Source organism: Rhizobium moroccans, from assembly GCF_057559155.1.
The window spans coordinates 119346-134632 of record NZ_JBHFJG010000025.1; the positions used below are offsets into that span (position 1 = coordinate 119346).

General features: G+C 62.5%; 14 protein-coding genes and 1 other annotated feature. Of the genes, 7 read left to right on the plus strand and 7 right to left on the minus strand.

Annotated features, from left to right (window positions below):
* Positions 1–43 precede the first annotated feature (43 nt).
* Together ACE04I_RS14835 and ACE04I_RS14840 are read right to left on the minus strand one after the other, a co-directional pair.
* Positions 44–1402, minus strand: coding sequence for an esterase-like activity of phytase family protein (locus tag ACE04I_RS14835; RefSeq protein WP_137326606.1), 1359 nt, complete (start codon positions 1400–1402; stop codon positions 44–46).
* A 102-nt stretch (positions 1403–1504) separates the two neighbouring features.
* A complete protein-coding gene (locus ACE04I_RS14840) occupies positions 1505–2386 on the minus strand; it encodes an AraC family transcriptional regulator (RefSeq protein ID WP_487207245.1) in 882 nt (293 codons plus the stop codon).
* Here ACE04I_RS14840 and ACE04I_RS14845 point away from each other — a divergent pair.
* Positions 2385–2792 (plus strand): DUF2000 family protein, encoded by a 408-nt coding sequence (locus ACE04I_RS14845; protein WP_046792838.1) that lies wholly within the window; start codon positions 2385–2387, stop codon positions 2790–2792. The genes ACE04I_RS14840 and ACE04I_RS14845 overlap by 2 nt on opposite strands.
* A gap of 39 nt (positions 2793–2831) precedes the next feature.
* On the opposite strand, the gene rnd is transcribed toward ACE04I_RS14845, so the two are convergent.
* The 3 genes from rnd to ACE04I_RS14860 all read right to left on the minus strand — a co-directional run bounded on the left by rnd (position 2832) and on the right by ACE04I_RS14860 (position 5800).
* Entirely contained in the window at positions 2832–3977 is a 1146-nt protein-coding gene (gene rnd / locus ACE04I_RS14850; RefSeq protein ID WP_046792837.1) for a ribonuclease D, read from the minus strand.
* Between the two features lie 67 nt (positions 3978–4044).
* Positions 4045–5283, minus strand: a complete 1239-nt coding sequence (locus ACE04I_RS14855) for an MFS transporter (protein WP_046792836.1) — start codon at positions 5281–5283, stop codon at positions 4045–4047.
* 160 nt (positions 5284–5443) lie between these two features.
* The gene (locus ACE04I_RS14860) at positions 5444–5800 is read right to left on the minus strand and encodes an antibiotic biosynthesis monooxygenase (RefSeq protein WP_046793043.1); all 357 of its coding nucleotides are present in this window, start codon (positions 5798–5800) and stop codon (positions 5444–5446) included.
* A gap of 126 nt (positions 5801–5926) precedes the next feature.
* Between ACE04I_RS14860 and ACE04I_RS14865 the strand changes: the two genes are divergently transcribed.
* Positions 5927–6859 (plus strand): LysR family transcriptional regulator, encoded by a 933-nt coding sequence (locus tag ACE04I_RS14865; protein ID WP_046792835.1) that lies wholly within the window; start codon positions 5927–5929, stop codon positions 6857–6859.
* Positions 6860–6963: 104 nt separating this feature from the next.
* Positions 6964–8751 carry an aspartate--tRNA ligase gene (aspS, locus tag ACE04I_RS14870; RefSeq protein ID WP_046793042.1) on the plus strand — a complete coding sequence of 596 codons (1788 nt, stop codon included), beginning with the start codon at positions 6964–6966 and terminating at the stop codon, positions 8749–8751.
* A 110-nt stretch (positions 8752–8861) separates the two neighbouring features.
* Here aspS and ACE04I_RS14875 read toward each other — a convergent pair whose 3' ends face one another.
* Both ACE04I_RS14875 and ACE04I_RS14880 read right to left on the minus strand, forming a co-directional pair.
* Positions 8862–9350, minus strand: coding sequence for an AAA family ATPase (locus ACE04I_RS14875; protein ID WP_046792834.1), 489 nt, complete (start codon positions 9348–9350; stop codon positions 8862–8864).
* A gap of 105 nt (positions 9351–9455) precedes the next feature.
* Positions 9456–10328, minus strand: a complete 873-nt coding sequence (locus ACE04I_RS14880) for an alpha/beta fold hydrolase (RefSeq protein WP_046792833.1) — start codon at positions 10326–10328, stop codon at positions 9456–9458.
* 209 nt (positions 10329–10537) lie between these two features.
* Between ACE04I_RS14880 and ACE04I_RS14885 the strand changes: the two genes are divergently transcribed.
* The 4 genes from ACE04I_RS14885 to ACE04I_RS14900 all read left to right on the plus strand — a co-directional run bounded on the left by ACE04I_RS14885 (position 10538) and on the right by ACE04I_RS14900 (position 15264).
* Positions 10538–12667, plus strand: a complete 2130-nt coding sequence (locus ACE04I_RS14885) for a methyl-accepting chemotaxis protein (RefSeq protein WP_245282036.1) — start codon at positions 10538–10540, stop codon at positions 12665–12667.
* 80 nt (positions 12668–12747) lie between these two features.
* Positions 12748–13068, plus strand: a complete 321-nt coding sequence (locus ACE04I_RS14890) for a DUF1236 domain-containing protein (RefSeq protein WP_046792832.1) — start codon at positions 12748–12750, stop codon at positions 13066–13068.
* 91 nt (positions 13069–13159) lie between these two features.
* Positions 13160–13217: a sequence feature (sul1 is cis-regulatory element that is thought to sense ions involved in sulfur or methionine metabolism; They are found in Alphaproteobacteria), on the plus strand.
* 68 nt (positions 13218–13285) lie between these two features.
* The gene (locus tag ACE04I_RS14895; protein WP_046792831.1) at positions 13286–14773 is read left to right on the plus strand and encodes a SulP family inorganic anion transporter; all 1488 of its coding nucleotides are present in this window, start codon (positions 13286–13288) and stop codon (positions 14771–14773) included.
* Between the two features lie 200 nt (positions 14774–14973).
* Entirely contained in the window at positions 14974–15264 is a 291-nt protein-coding gene (locus tag ACE04I_RS14900) for a phosphopantetheine-binding protein (protein ID WP_052760337.1), read from the plus strand.
* Positions 15265–15287: the final 23 nt, after the last annotated feature.

The following is a 15287-nucleotide window of genomic DNA, read 5'->3' on the forward strand; positions in this document are numbered from 1 at the left end:
CCACGCCCGGCATTGCCGGGCGTCGTGCTTTTTGATCCTGAGCTTACTTCGCGCTCAGGAATTCCCCCACTTCCAGCAGAACGAATTCATTGTCGTCGGCCTTGTTGAGTTCGCGACCCGCCGAGAAGGGCAGGTTGTTGTCGTTGCCGACCACGATATGCGTGGCATCCACCACATCGACGTTCTCGATGGTGACGAACGGCATGTCGTAGAAGCCTTCGCCGCCGCCCTGGCGGGCCTTGCCGTCCGGGTCCTGCACCTTCATCAGGTCGATATAGCCGATCTTGCGCGCCGCCTGGCCCACATTTGCATCCGAAAATTCGATCTTGTAGATGCGCTTGTGCTTGGCCGGCGTTGCAAAGCAGTCCGGCGCCGGCTTCTTCGGATCGGCGCAAGCCTTGTCCGCCGTGCCGGCGCCATTGTCGCGCTCGATCACCAGCGCGGTCGTGTCGTCGATCATGTTGAAATCGCCGATCGCTTCACCTCCCTCCGAGAGAGGATAGAGCCAGGAGCGTCCGGTCCAGGCCTTGGAGGCGACGTCGAGCTCAATGATGCGCAGCGCCGTCTGGCCGTCGGCTTTCTCCACCGAACCGTCCTCGAGATAGAGCGGCCCTTCCAGGAGACCGTAGAGCTTGCTGCCGTCCTTCGACATGGCCAGCCCCTCATAGCCGCCGGAGCGTTTCAGGTTGAAGGCCGGCATCTTGGCGGTCGGATTGGCGGGCGTCGCGATGGTCGGGTTGTCGGGCGAAAGCACCGGCTTGCCGTCCACGGCGGTCGCGATGACGTCGGTCAGCTCGCCATTGGCATTCACTTTCAGGAGGTAGGGGCCGAACTCCTCGCCGAGCCAGAAACCCTCCGCCACCGGCTGGATCGATTCCAGGTCGAAATCCGCGCCGGTCAGATAACGCTTCTCAGCACCCTCCAGCACGATTGGGAAGGGGGCGATCCGGTTCGGGTCGGAAAGGAAGATGGTGTTGGAGCGCTCCACCGTGCCGTTATTCCAGTCGAAACGGATATTGTGCAGCATCAGCGCCGCGTCGCTGGAATTCGTCTTGCCACCGAAGCCGTTGTCCGAAAGGCTCCAGAAACTTCCGTCCGGCATGGTCTTGATTCCGGAGAAGCCCTGCACGGGCTGGCCGTCGAAGGGAAGTCCGAGACCGGTTTCGCGGATACCGTCCTTGCCCATGACGCTGCCGAGCTCCGTGGTGCGCTTGCGGTCGGCGGTCGTGAACTTGCCGGAAACCTTCAGGTGCTCGGGGGCATCGGCAGGGGCGGGGATCAGCGTCTTGGCCGGCAGAATGGCGTGAGAGACGAGCTTGGCCGGGAAGGCCTTTTCTTCGGCCGCGGCAGAGCCGCCGATCAGCGCGGCGAAGGCGACGGAAGCGAGCAGAATTCTGGTCATGAAAAGCCCTCTGGGGTGCGTGTGGAACACACGGAACCCGTTAGTGAGGGTGCATGACGGACAGGTGATGATCGCTTGAAATTTTCGTGACGGCCCTGTGGGTTATGCGCTGCGGCTGAGCAAGACCCAACGCCCGGGCGTCATTCCGAAGGTATTCTTGAAATGCCGGGTGAAGTGACTCTGGTCGGCAAAGCCCGCCTCGAAGGCCGCATCGGCGAGGCTGCCGCCGGAGGCGAGCCGGGCCTTGGCGCGGTCGAGCCGCCGCATCACCAGATAGCGGTGCGGACTGGTGCCGAGCAGCGCCCGGAACTGCCGGGCAAGCGTATAGCGGTCGAGCCCGCCGATCTCTTCCAGTTCCTCGGACGTGACGGTTCTGTTGCTGTTGGCATGGAGATAATCCCGGCAGCGCAGCACCGCATTGCGGTCGATCCGGCCCGCGCGCGGGCCGGCTGCATCCGCATGGCGCCAAAGGCTTGCCGCGAAGCGGGCGATCAGGTCGTCCAGAAGAAGGTCGTCCGGCTCGGTTTCGAGGTTCTGCAGCGCTTCCGCCAGCGATTGCTTGAACGCTTCGTCGGCGAAGACCGGGTTTGCCACGAAGGGCAGCCTCTGCGCCCCGTCGGCTGCGTCGATCAGGCTCTCGGGCGGCAGGTAGAGCATCCGGTAGCGCAAGCCGTCGTCGGTCCCCGCCGCACCGTCATGCACTTCGTCCGGGTGCAGCACGATCACATTGCCCGGCAGGCTTGTCCGTGAAACCCCGCGGTAATGGAAGGTCTGCACGCCGGAAAGCGTCACGCCGAGCGCATAGGTGTCGTGCCGGTGCGGCGAAAACCCGTTGCCGTGGAAGCGCGCCTCCATGCGCTCGATACCGCGCGAGATCGGCGCATGGACGATGCCGTCGCGTGTGCACGAACGTTCAAGACCGCCGGCGCAGATCGCCTCTAGGTCTTCGGCCTTTGCAAAACCTTCAACGGAGTTCGTCTTCATGTTCGACACCAAGATCGCGATCGTGCTTCGCGATGACATTGCTCCCTGGCAGGCGCTGAATGTCACCGCCTTCCTGACGAGCGGCATCGTCGCTCAATATCCAGCCGTGATCGGCGAACCATATCGGGATGCGGCCGGCAATGTCTATAACGCGCTCAGCATCCAGCCTGTCGTCGTCTTGTCGGCCGATCAGGAAACCTTGCGTTCGATCCACAGGCGCTCGCTTGAGCGGGAGGTGACGGTGTCGCTTTATGTCGAGGAGATGTTCTCAACCGGCCACGATGCCGCAAACCGCGCCGTCTTCGCGCAATTCTCGCCCGAGGATGCCAGGGTCGTCGGCATCGCCATGCGGGCGGAGAAGAAGACCGTCGACAAGATCACCAAGGGTGCGAAGATGCACGCTTAAGGAACAGAGCCGACACGAGGCTAGGATCGTGGAGCTTGCTTAAAGCTCCACCGCCTCGACCTTCTTGTTGACGAAGCGCAGCGCCACGCCGCCGTCGATGAGCTTCAGCGCCGTTTCGCCGAAGAGCTCGCGCCGCCAGCCATGCAGCGCCGGAACCGCAGCCTGCTCGCCCTCGGCGGCGATCTTTTCGAGGTCGTCGGTATTGGCGATGATCTTGGCGGCCACGCCCTGCTTGTCGGAGATGAGCTTCAGGAGCACCTTGAGAAGCTCGACCGCCGCAGCCGTGCCTTCCGGCACATGCGTGTGCTTAGGCGGATGCGGCATCTCCGTTTTCGGAAGCGAAAGCGCGGCATTGACCGCGTCTACGATTGCCGCGCCGGAGGCGGAGCGCTCCCAGCCCCTCGGGATGGTCCTGAGGCGCGAAAGTGCCTCGGCATCCTTCGGCTGCTGCTGGGCGATCTCGTAGATCGCGTCGTCCTTCAGCACGCGCGAGCGCGGCACGTTGCGGCCGCGCGCCTCGCGCTCCCGCCAGGCGGCGACATGTTTCAGGATCGCCAGCTCCTGCGGCTTGCGCAGGCGCGATTTCAGCCGAAGCCAGGCGTCGTCGGGATGGAGATCGTAGGTGCCGGCCGATTCGAGGATCGCCATCTCCTCGGTCAGCCATAGCGCGCGGCCCTCCCGTTCGAGCTGCTCCTTCAGCGCCAGATAGACGTCGCGCAGATGCGTCACGTCGGCGAGCGCATATTCGAGCTGCTTTTCGGAAAGCGGGCGGCGGCTCCAGTCGGTAAAGCGCGAGGACTTGTCGATATGCACGTTCTTGATGCGGCTGACGAGCTGGTCGTAGGAGACCGAATCGCCGAAGCCGCAGACCATGGCGGCGACCTGCGTATCGAAGATCGGGTGTGGCACGAGATTGCCGAGATGGTGGACGATTTCGATGTCCTGCCGCGCGGCGTGGAAGACCTTGACCACCTTCGGGTTCGCCATCAGCTCGAAGAAGGGCTGGAGGTCCATACCCTTGGCGAGCGGATCGACCAGCACTTCCAGCGTCGGGCTCGCCATCTGGATGAGGCAGAGTTCCGGCCAGAACGTGGTCTCGCGCAGGAATTCGGTGTCGATGGTGATGAAGTCGGATTGGGCGAGCGCCCGGCAGGCTTCCTCGAGAGCGGCAGTGGTTTCGATCATATCCAAGGTCACGTAGGGTTGATCAGTCTTCCTCCTCCTCAACGCCGCATATGTCAACCGTGGCGGTTCAATCCTTGCGTTCTTTCTCCACCGGAGCGGCAAGTTTGTTGAAATAGGCGGAGGTCCTGAGGAGCGCCCGGAAGCGCGACCTGCGCTCAGTGGGCGGCACCGGGTCGCGCACGCCCATGCGCCGGATGGTGAAGAGGATGAAGGCCGCGAAGATCACCGACGTATAGAGGAAGAAGGCGCGGGGGCCGTAATATTCGAGCAGTATCGAGGCAAGCAGCGGCCCCACGGTCGCGCCGGCGGACCAGAAGAACAGCAGCCCCGCCGAAACCAGCGCATGTTCGCCCATTCGCGCGTGGTCGTTGCCATGCGCCGAACAGAGCGAATAGAGCGGCATCGAAAAGGCGCCGAACAGGAAGACGCCGATGATGTTGGCGGTCTCGTCGGTTCCGGCACCGAAGGAGAGATAGGCTCCGGTCACGACCGAGCCGATCGCCGCCCAGAGGATCACCTTGCGGCGGTCGAGCCGGTCGGAATAGGCGCCGAGCGGATATTGCAGCACCACGCCGCCGATGATGCCTGCACTCATGAAGGTGGCGATCGAGGTGATGCTCATGCCGATCTCTTCGGCATAGATCGGCCCGATATTGCGGAAGGCCGCCATCGAGAGCCCGACGGCGATGACGCCGACGACCGCGAGCGGCGAGATGCGCCAGACGGCGCGCAGGTCGAAGGCGATGGCTTCCGGCGGGGAGGGGCTGGATTTGTCGGCAAGCGAGATCGGCACCAGCGAGAGCGTCATGGCGATGGTGATGATGGCGAAGATGATCGGCCCTTCTATGCCGATGCCGGGTATGAGATATTGCGCCACCGTCACCGAGCCGAGATCGACGAAGCGGTAGATGGAAAGCGTGCGCGCCCGGTTGGCATTGGTCACCTTCGCGTTGATCCAGCTTTCCACGGTCGCGAAGAGGCTTGCGACGGAAATCCCGATCAGGAAGCGCATGGCGAACCAGAAGGTCGGATCGATGACGAGCGACATGGCGAGCGAGCATGAAGCGCCGATCGCCGCCATCGCCGAAAAGGTGCGGATATGTCCGATCTGGCGCAGAAGCCGCGTGACATAGACGCAGCCGAGCGCAAAGCCGACGCTGTAGCCCGCGCCGATCATGCCGATGGTCGATGGGGAGAAGCCCTCATGCGTGCCGCGGAGCGCGATGAACGTGCCCTGGAGCCCGTTTCCTCCGATCAATATGCCGGCCGTGACGAGCAGGGGAATCAGGGGGCGGATATGGCTCATGGGTGCCGGGAAAAGAATCGCTGTCGGAGATGACAAAGCGGTTCTATCGCGTCAGCGATACTTGATACAGCTCATAAACGACCTTGCCCGGTCTTCTCGCGCAAGAGTTTTGGCATCGGGTGCAGAAGCCCTGTGGGGCAGGGCTTCTGCAAGGATACCGCTAACCCTGTTGACCAAGCTTGGGCAGGATGAGATCGCCGACGGAATACGTGTGGAATTCGAATGTCGAGACTTCGTCGAGCTTGCTGAATTTCTCACGGAAGACCGGGTCCGAGAAGAATTCGTCCACATTGCCTGCATCCCGGATGGCTTCGATATTCACCACCGTCTTGCCATCCGTGCTTTTGGCGAGATTGCTCCAGAGAAAGCCTTCCTTCCGTTCCGCTACGTAGTGCACGACGTCCTGAATGATGCGGAAGGCTTCCTCCTGCTTGCCGGGATGGGCGTGGATCACGTTGACGATGAAAGTGGTCGGTTCCGGCGTTGCGGAGAAATGGGCGGTAGAAAGCATGTCCATCAGTTCGGTCCTTTCGGTCGGGAAGCGGTCTTGGCCGCGCCGAAACTGGATACCGGGGTGATAATAGAAGATAAATAATCCGGTATTCATGATAGTCAGGATAAAAATTCCGCAATTGGAGTGACGATGGACAGGTTGGGAACGCTCGGCATCTTCGTCCAGGCGGCGGAAAGCGGCAGTTTCGTCGCCGCTGCCGGGCGGCTGGGAATATCAAGTTCCGCGGTGGGCAAGGCGGTGGCGAGACTGGAGCAGGAGATGGGGGTACGCCTCTTCCACCGCTCCACGCGCAGCATGACGCTGACGGAGGAGGGCAGTTATTTCCTCGATACGTGCCGGCGCATCTTGTCCGAGCTGGATGCGGCACAATCGGAGTTGTCGCGGTTGCGCGCAGTTCCCGGAGGCATATTGCGGGTCAGCCTGCCGCTGGTTGGCATACTCCTGATGCCGACCATCTCGGCGTTCATGCGTGCCTATCCCGAAATCACCATGGATCTCGATTTTACCGATCGCTTGGTGGATGTGATCGAGGAGGGGTTCGATGCGGTCATCCGCACAGGCGAGGTACGGGACACGCGTTTGATGAGTCGCAAGCTCGGCTCGTTCCGCCACCGGGTCGTCGCTTCGCCCGGTTATATCGCGACATGGGGCCGGCCTGAAGTGCCGGCGGATCTTCTGCATCACAAATGTCTGCACCATCGCTATCCGAGTACCGGCAAGCTGGAACCCTGGCCATTCGCCGCTGAAGGTGGCAATGCGCGCCTGGTCTTGCCGGTCGCCGTCACCGCCAGCACGCTTGAGCCGATCATCCATCTTGCCGAGGAAGGTTTTGGCATAGCCTGCCTTCCTCCCTTCGTCATCAAGCCGCAGCTCGAGGACGGGCGCCTCGTCACCTTGCTGGACGATCATATCGTCCAGACGGGAAGCTTCCGCGTGCTCTGGCCGACAAGCCGCTTTCTGTCGCCGAAAATTCGCGCCTTTGTGGATTTCATGGCGGATAATCTCGTTGTAGACGGCTCCGTGCCTGCGCCGGCGGCGGCAGGTTCGGCTGCCAAGCCTTGACAAATGGGGCGGGTCATGCGCTTTTCGCGCCGATTTTCCCCTATGCCGGCCCGGCGGCGCGCGTCGCCCATTGCCGCAAGTGCACCAGTCCAGGATTCTTGAAAATGCATCGTTACCGCAGCCACACCTGTGCCGCCCTCCGGAAGTCCGATGTCGGTTCCACCGTCCGTTTGTCCGGTTGGGTGCATCGCGTGCGAGACCACGGCGGCGTTCTCTTCATCGACCTGCGCGATCACTACGGCATGACCCAGGTGGTGGCGGACCCGGACAGTCCGGCCTTCAAGATCGCCGAAACCGTACGCGGCGAATGGGTGATCCGCATCGACGGCCTCGTCAAGGCTCGCTCCGAGGACACGGTCAACAAGGGCATGGCCACCGGCGAGATTGAGCTCTACGCGCAGGAGATCGAGGTGCTTTCGGCCGCCAAGGAACTGCCGCTGCCGGTCTTCGGCGAGCCGGATTATCCGGAAGACGTGCGCCTGCGCTACCGCTTTCTCGATCTTCGCCGTGAAACGCTGCACAAGAACATCGTCAAGCGCACCCAGATCATCTCGGCCATGCGCCGCGAGATGACGAATATCGGCTTCACCGAATATACGACGCCGATCCTCACCGCCTCTTCGCCGGAAGGCGCACGCGACTTCCTGGTTCCGAGCCGTATCCACCAGGGCAAGTTCTTCGCCCTGCCGCAGGCGCCGCAGCAGTACAAGCAGCTCCTGATGGTCGCCGGCTTCGACCGCTATTTCCAGATCGCCCCCTGCTTCCGCGACGAGGACCCGCGCGCCGACCGCCTGCCGGGCGAGTTCTACCAGCTCGACCTTGAGATGAGCTTCGTCACCCAGGAAGAAGTCTGGGAAACGATGAGCCCGCTGATCACCTCGATCTTCGAGGAATTCGCCGACGGCAAGCCGGTCACCAAGGAATGGCCGCGCATCCCCTATGACGAGGCGATCCGCAAATACGGTTCCGACAAGCCGGACCTGCGCAACCCGATCGTCATGGAAGCGGTGACCAGCCATTTCGCCGGCTCCGGCTTCAAGGTCTTCGCCAACATGATCGCATCCAACCCGAAGGTCGAAGTCTGGGGCATCCCGGCCAAGACCGGCGGCTCCAGAGCCTTCTGCGACCGGATGAACGCCTGGGCGCAGCAGCAGGGCCAGCCCGGCCTCGGCTACATCTTCTGGCGCAAGGAAGGCGACAAGCTCGAAGGCGCCGGTCCGCTTGCCAAGAACATCGGCGAGGAGCGCACCGAGGCGATCCGCGTCCAGCTCGGCCTGGATGACGGCGATGCCTGCTTCTTCGTGGCGGGTGATCCGGACAAGTTCTACAGGTTCGCCGGCGAGGCCCGCACCCGCGTCGGCGAGGAGCTGAACCTCACCGACAAGGATCGCTTCGAGCTTTGCTGGATCGTCGATTTCCCGTTCTTCGAATATAACGAGGAAGAGAAGAAGATCGATTTCGCCCACAACCCCTTCTCCATGCCGCAGGGCGGGCTGGAGGCGTTGGAAACCAAGGAGCCGCTGTCGATCAAGGCGTTCCAGTACGATGCGGTCTGCAACGGCTTCGAGATCGCCTCGGGTTCGATCCGCAACCAGTTGCCGGAACTGATGGTCAAGGCCTTCGAGATGGTGGGCCTGAGCCAGCAGGACGTCGAGGATCGCTTCGGCGGCATGTACCGCGCCTTCCAGTATGGCGCGCCTCCGCATGGCGGCGCTGCCTTCGGCATCGACCGCATCGTCATGCTCCTGACGGGCGCGAAGAACCTGCGCGAGATCACCCTGTTCCCGATGAACCAGCAGGCGCAGGACCTTCTCATGAACGCGCCCTCGGAAGCGACGACCACCCAGCTTCGCGAGCTGGCGTTGCGCGTGGTCCCGCAGAAGAAGGACTGATCGGCTCCGGCCCGGACCTTTCGAACGACACGCTGGTCTTTTGACCCGGGCTTGCCTTTGCAGAAAGGCAAGCCCTTTCGGCTTTCAGGCTACCCCAGCAATGAACCGGGCTATGCCATTCGAAGGATCTCGTCGACCGTGGCCGGGATCGGCCCTCTCGTGTCGATCTCGTGATGGGCGGCCCCCCTCAGGAGAGGCTCGATGGTCGAGATGAGTTCCGCGACTTTCCGCCGCTCCTCGGCGGTGCTGCCGTAACCATCGGCAGATCGCCCCGCGATCCGCTCCATGATGGTTTCCACGGGAGCAGAAAGAAGGATCACGGTGTCGAGCAAGGGATAGACACTCTCCATGTTCTCGGCGCAGCCGCTGATGAACAACGTCCCGTTCCCTGGCGTGCCAAGGAGCTGGCGAACGCGATCCGCCTGCCAGACCCAATCCTTTCCTTCGGCGGGAGAGAGCGCATCCGAAGGAGCGGTATCGACCCATTCGGACCATTCGGGCGTGTCGAGATCGTAGGCTCGATATCCTCGGGCGGCCAATTCCCGGATAACGGAAGATTTTCCGGTGCCGGACATGCCGGTGATCAGCACGCGCTTCATGCGTTTCCTCCCTGCGTGGAACGGCAAGCGACCTTATCGTGTGGTTATCCCAAGTTTCACTCTTAGGGTCATCACGATGAGACTTGCAACCGGGCGCGTGAAATCTCAGGTCCCGCGGCGTCCTTCGGTGCGCCTGATGAAATCCCGCATGAGGGGCGCAGCCTCGGCCGAATGGGTTTCCAGGAGGAGATGCCCGGAATCGAGGATGTGGGCGTCCATTCTCGGCAGGTCCTGCATCCATGACAGGACCTCGGCAAGCTCGAAATATGGATCATGCCGTCCCCAGATCATCACGGAAGGTGGCTGCCAGCGCGCCAGATATTCGGCGAGGTCGTCGAAACGGGCGATATAATTCCCATAGTCCTTGAGCAGCGCGTATTGCGTCTCCATCCGGCCGGGCAGGGACATCACCCGCCAGTCCTCCTCCCACCTTTCGGGGGAAATGCGCGCCGCTATGTCCGGTGGCACATGCGCGATGTACTGGTCGCGCGTGCCCTCGAATGTCAGATGCGCTGTCGCCGCCGCCTCGTTTTCCGGAGTGGGATGAGCCCAGAAGGCCTTTGTTTCGGCCCAGTTCGGCCCGTGCCCGGTCAGGTGGGCGTTTGCGTTCTGGATGATGAGGCCGAGGACCTGTTCCGGCGCCTGCATGGCAATCCGGAAACCGACGGGTGCTCCGTAGTCATGCAGATAGATATGGCGCGGCCCGATCGCCAAATGGTCCATGAGTTCCGAGACGGCGTCGCCGAAGGCAGCAAACGAGACCGCCGGCAGCACGTCGGATTCGCCGAAGCCGGGCAGATCGGGCGCGATGAGGTAGGCGGTCTCCGCCAGTTCGGACATCACGTCCCGAAACATCCGCGCGGAATTCGGTAGTCCGTGCAGGAGCAGCACGGCGGGTCTGGATGCCTCTCCCGCGGTGAGAAAGGATAATTCCGCGCCGTTGGACAGACGAAATCGCTGCCGGGTCACAGTGCCCATGTCCGGTCTCCTCTCCTGACCATCTGATCGCTCAAATTCTCAAGCACGGGTAACGTTCCAGGAAATGCCCGCTCGTGCTGGCGTACATTCTCGCGCCAGAGATCGTACAGGCCCCGAAATTGTCACGGAAGTTTCGTCTTCGGTTGAGCTTTGCTTAAGGCCTTCAGGGGCAGTTGTGGCTTCGATTTTTGAATAAGCGGAGTTGGAACGTGTCCCTTTTTTCCAATCTCAGGATTTCCCATCGCGTCATGATGCTGGCCGTCGTGGCGCTCGCCGGCATCCTCACCATTGCCGCGATCTTTTTCGGGCAGCGCCGGATCGAGGCAGATTATCGCGCCGCGGCCGATCGGTTGACCCAGCGCGAGGTGGATGTCGCCCGCATGAGCGCGGGGCTTCGCGATAGCCTGCTGTGGGAACAGGATTTTCTCCTGAACAAGGATCTGGCTTCGGCGGGCAAGTTCAAGGCTGCTCTTCTAGAGGCGCGCAATGTCCTTGATGCCCTGCAAGTCTCCGCCGATAGCGGGCTTGCCGCCGAACTCGATCGCCTGGCGAGCGGCCTCGATAGCTACGAGGCGGATTTTGAGCTGCTTGTGCGCAGCAACGAGGAATTGGGGCTCGATCAGGACGGCGGGCTGGAAGGCGCCATGCGCGGGGCCGTCCATTCCATCGAGGGCCAGCTTCAGACCGTCAAGGATGCGGAAATCCGCGCCAGCATGCTGATGATGCGCCGCCATGAGAAGGATTTCATCCTGAGGCGCGATCCCTCCTATATGGAGAAACATTCGGGTGAGGCGGAGAGTTTCACGGCTCTGGTCAAGAAGGCTTTCCGCCCCGGTGCGCAGCGCACCCGCGTTCTGGATGCGCTCGACGTCTACCGGAGCGCCTTCCGGTTCTATGCGGAGGCCAGCCTGCGTGAGGCCGAAGCGCGGCTCAAGGTCTCGGCGAACTACCGCGCCATCGAGCCGGTCGTGGCGAACGTCCTCGTAAGCAACGCGGCGGAGAAAGCCGCCACCCTTGCGGAAAACCGGAAGGTCGCGGAGCGCAATCTGACGATCGTCGCCGGTCTGCTGGTCGGCACCGTCGCCATTCTCCTCTCTGGCGTCTGGGTGATCGGCAGGTCGATCACCCGCCCCATCCTGGCGGTGACGGGGGCGATGCGCCGGCTCGCCGGCGGCGAACTCGATATCACCGTACCCGGCCAGGGGCAGCGCAACGAATTCGGGGCCATGGCCAATGCGCTCGAGGTCTTCCGGCAATCGGCGCTTGCCAATCGCCGCCTGGAGGAGGAGGCGGAAGAGGCGCGTGCAAGGGCCGAAAGCGAGCGCCTGCGCATGCAGGCCGCGGCGGAGGCAGACGCCCGGAAAAAGCTCATCCAGGCGACCGGCGGTCTTGCAGCCGGTTTGCGCCGTCTGGCCGAAGGCGACCTGTCCTTCCAGTTGACGGAGCCCTTCGCGCCCGATTTCGAGGCCCTTCGCGCCGACCTCAACCAGACGCTCCGCCAGCTTGCCGGCGTCATGCGCGACATCGTCGGCTCAAGCCAGTCGATCGATGGCGGCAGCCGGGAAATCAGCCAGAGCGTCGGCGATCTGGCGCGCAGGACCGAAAGCCAGGCCGCTTCGCTGGAGGAGGCCGCGGCGGCGCTCGACGAGATCACCGCCAATGTCACGAGCGCGGCGGAACGCGCCAGGGAAGCCCGCGAGGCGGCAAGGCAGGCGGATGAGAGCGCGGTGCGCACCAACAATCTCGTCGGCGAAACGGTCAGCGCCATGCAGCGCATCGAGCAGTCGTCGGAACGGATCTCCAGCATCATCGGCGTGATCGATGGCATCGCCTTCCAGACGAACCTTCTGGCTCTCAATGCCGGCGTCGAGGCTGCGCGGGCAGGGGACGCCGGTCGCGGCTTCGCCGTGGTCGCCCATGAGGTCAGGGAGCTGGCGCAGCGTTCCGCCGCCGCCGCGCGCGAGATCAAGGGCCTCATCCAGGGCTCCGCGGCGGAGGTGAAGGAGGGCGCCCGTTCCGTGCGCGATACCGGCGCAGCACTCGAGGAGATCAGCACCCGTATCCGTTCGATCAACACGCAGATGGAGGCGATCGCGCTTGCCGCGCGCGAGCAGTCGCTCGGCCTCGGAGAGGTCAATACCGCCGTCAACACTATGGAGCAGGGCATCCAGCGGAACGCGGCCATGGTGGAGGAGAACAATGCCGCCAGCGCCATGCTGGCGGATCAGGCGGCCCATCTGCGCGAACTGGTCTCGATGTTCCGGCTGGATGCGGAAGCGCCGGCCCCGGCGGTAGCGGTGGTGGAGCCTTTCCCGCGCGTGGCCAATAGCCGCTTGTGACTGCGCGCCGCTGGCGGTCTCGGGGAACTTTCTCCACGGGCGGAGGTTCGGACGCCAGCAGAAGCGTGAGGAGAAAGAAGATGCGCAAGACATTGCTGGCCGCCGCGGCCTTGATGGCCCTTTCGGGCATCGCCTACGCCCAGACGACGGTCATTACCAAGGACCCGGCCGTCACCGGCTCGACCACGGTAACCCTGCCGGGCGAAGTCCGGACCTATATCATGGAGCACGAGGTTCCCTCGGTCGCCTATGAAGGCGAAGTCGTCGTCGGCTCGACGCTGCCGGAAACCATGGATATCCACCAGGTGGAAGGCTATAACGACTACGCCTATACGGTGGTCAACGAGCGTCGCGTGGTCGTCAATCCTCAGACCCGCACGGTCATCCAGGTTCTGGAGTGATCTGAGCGGAGCGCAGGTCGGACCGCCTGCCTGCGCTCCCATCTGCAAAGGTTGCGCCGCGGCGCCATCCCCATTATAGAACGGCCATTCACAAGGACCTGGGTGAGATTCCCGGGTGGCTCTTCTGGCCGCCGATCCGCCAGACAACGCAAGGCATCGATAATCCCACAGCCGCGACCTTACTCGGCCGATGCGTCCTTTTGCGAAAAATCCAGATATGAACCGTCTTTCCATTTACAAGCGCGAATGGTTTTCCAACATCCGTGCCGATATTCTTTCGGGCATCGTCGTCGCCCTCGCTCTCATTCCTGAAGCAATCGGCTTTTCTGTCATTGCAGGTGTCGATCCGAAAGTCGGCCTGTTTGCGTCCTTCGCGATCGCCTGCGTTTCAGCCTTCACGGGCGGACGGCCGGGCATGATCTCCGCCGCGACGGCGGCAACGGCCGTGCTGATGGTCACGCTGGTCCGCGATCATGGGCTGCAGTATCTTTTCGCTGCCACGCTGCTGATGGGCGTTCTGCAGATATTGGCGGGCTTCGCCAAGCTCGGCCGCGTCATGCGCTTCGTGTCCAGGTCGGTCATGACCGGCTTCGTGAATGCGCTGGCGATCCTCATCTTCATGGCGCAGTTGCCGGAACTCATCGGCGTGCCTGTGGAGACCTATGTCATGATCGCTGCGGGTCTTGCGATCATCTATCTCTTTCCGCGTGTCACGAAAGCTATCCCGTCGCCATTGGTGGCGATCGCGGTTCTCACCGGCGTTTCGGTCTTTCTCGGCATGGATATCCGCACCGTCGGCGATCTCGGCGAATTGCCCTCGGCGCTGCCGGTTTTCGCGCTGCCGACCGTGCCGCTGACCTGGGAGACGCTGGAGATCATCTTCCCCTATTCGCTGGCGCTTGCCGCTGTCGGCCTGCTCGAGTCCTTGCTGACGGCCAAGATCGTCGACGACATGACCGATACGACAAGCAACAAGAGCCAGGAATGCGTGGGGCAGGGTCTCGGCAACATCGCCTCCGGTCTGATCAGCGGCATGGGCGGTTGCGCCATGATCGGCCAGTCGGTCATCAACGTGTCCTCCGGCGGGCGCGGAAGGCTTTCCACCTTCGTGGCCGGGGCGTTCCTGCTCTTTCTCATCCTGGTGCTGGACGATCTCGTCCGCATCATCCCGATGGCCGCGCTCGTTGCGGTGATGATCATGGTCTCGATCGGCACCTTCTCCTGGCGCTCGATCCGCGACCTTCGCCATAATCCGCTGCCGTCCTCCATCGTCATGCTGGCGACGGTCTTTACCGTCGTGGCAACCCACGACCTCGCCAAGGGCGTGCTTGTCGGCGTGCTGCTTTCGGGCGTCTTCTTTGCCGGCAAGGTCGCGCGCCTGTTCCATGTCCGCTCGGAATCCGTCGAGGACGGGACGGCGCGCATCTATCACGTGGATGGGCAGATATTCTTCGCGTCGACCGAAAGTCTCGTGAAATCATTCGATTTCGAGGAGCCGGTGAAGAAGGTCGTGATCGACGTCACCGAGGCCCATCTGTGGGATATTTCGGCCGTCGGCGCCCTCGATGACGTCGTGCTGAAGTTCCGCCGGCGCGGCGTCGAGGTCACCGTCCGGGGCGTCAACGAGGCAAGCGCCCGCATGATCGACCGCTTCGCGCTGCACGACAAGGAGCACGCGGCCTTCGCAAGTTCGGCGAGCCAATAATCAGGGGAGTGACTGGCTTCCAATCTGAATCGTTGTCGTGAAATGCGGCAGCGTTTCGCCCTCGCCCGTGGGGGCGGGCCGGTTGGCCGCGCATTGCGTGCAGGCATTTACATAAATAAACTTTAAGTATATATAAATTAGTGCCGCACCTTAAGGCTGCAGCATCGCATCCAACCGCTCTTGAATGGAGGAGAAATGCAATGCTTGCCAAAGTGTCACTGATTGGACTGCTGATCCTGGCTCCGATGACCGCGAATGCAGCCTGCACCCTCGAACAGGTACAGAACACAGTCGCGAAGACGATCAACAAACCACTTGAGGAAGTCAAAACCTCGTCTTCCTTGGGGGAGCTCGGAGCGGATGACTTGGACAGGATAGAAATCGTGATGGCCGTTGAAAAGGACTGTGATGCGAGTATTCCCGACGACCTGCAGGAGAAATTCGTGACGGTCAAAGACCTGCACGAGGCCGCAAACAAAAAATCGAATTAAAAACATGAAGCCCCGGCAATAGT

Excerpts from the sequence above, each read along its gene's own strand:
- ACE04I_RS14900 (WP_052760337.1), top strand. The coding sequence starts at position 14,974 with ATGCTTGCCAAAGTGTCACTGATTGGACTGCTGATCCTGGCTCCGATG.
- ACE04I_RS14855 (WP_046792836.1), bottom strand. The coding sequence starts at position 5,283 with ATGAGCCATATCCGCCCCCTGATTCCCCTGCTCGTCACGGCCGGCATA.
- rnd (WP_046792837.1), bottom strand. The coding sequence starts at position 3,977 with ATGATCGAAACCACTGCCGCTCTCGAGGAAGCCTGCCGGGCGCTCGCC.
- aspS (WP_046793042.1), top strand. The coding sequence starts at position 6,964 with ATGCATCGTTACCGCAGCCACACCTGTGCCGCCCTCCGGAAGTCCGAT.
- ACE04I_RS14835 (WP_137326606.1), bottom strand. The coding sequence starts at position 1,402 with ATGACCAGAATTCTGCTCGCTTCCGTCGCCTTCGCCGCGCTGATCGGC.
- ACE04I_RS14890 (WP_046792832.1), top strand. The coding sequence starts at position 12,748 with ATGCGCAAGACATTGCTGGCCGCCGCGGCCTTGATGGCCCTTTCGGGC.
- ACE04I_RS14895 (WP_046792831.1), top strand. The coding sequence starts at position 13,286 with ATGAACCGTCTTTCCATTTACAAGCGCGAATGGTTTTCCAACATCCGT.
- ACE04I_RS14865 (WP_046792835.1), top strand. The coding sequence starts at position 5,927 with ATGGACAGGTTGGGAACGCTCGGCATCTTCGTCCAGGCGGCGGAAAGC.
- ACE04I_RS14840 (WP_487207245.1), bottom strand. The coding sequence starts at position 2,386 with ATGAAGACGAACTCCGTTGAAGGTTTTGCAAAGGCCGAAGACCTAGAG.
- ACE04I_RS14845 (WP_046792838.1), top strand. The coding sequence starts at position 2,385 with ATGTTCGACACCAAGATCGCGATCGTGCTTCGCGATGACATTGCTCCC.
- ACE04I_RS14860 (WP_046793043.1), bottom strand. The coding sequence starts at position 5,800 with ATGGACATGCTTTCTACCGCCCATTTCTCCGCAACGCCGGAACCGACC.
- ACE04I_RS14880 (WP_046792833.1), bottom strand. The coding sequence starts at position 10,328 with ATGGGCACTGTGACCCGGCAGCGATTTCGTCTGTCCAACGGCGCGGAA.
- ACE04I_RS14875 (WP_046792834.1), bottom strand. The coding sequence starts at position 9,350 with ATGAAGCGCGTGCTGATCACCGGCATGTCCGGCACCGGAAAATCTTCC.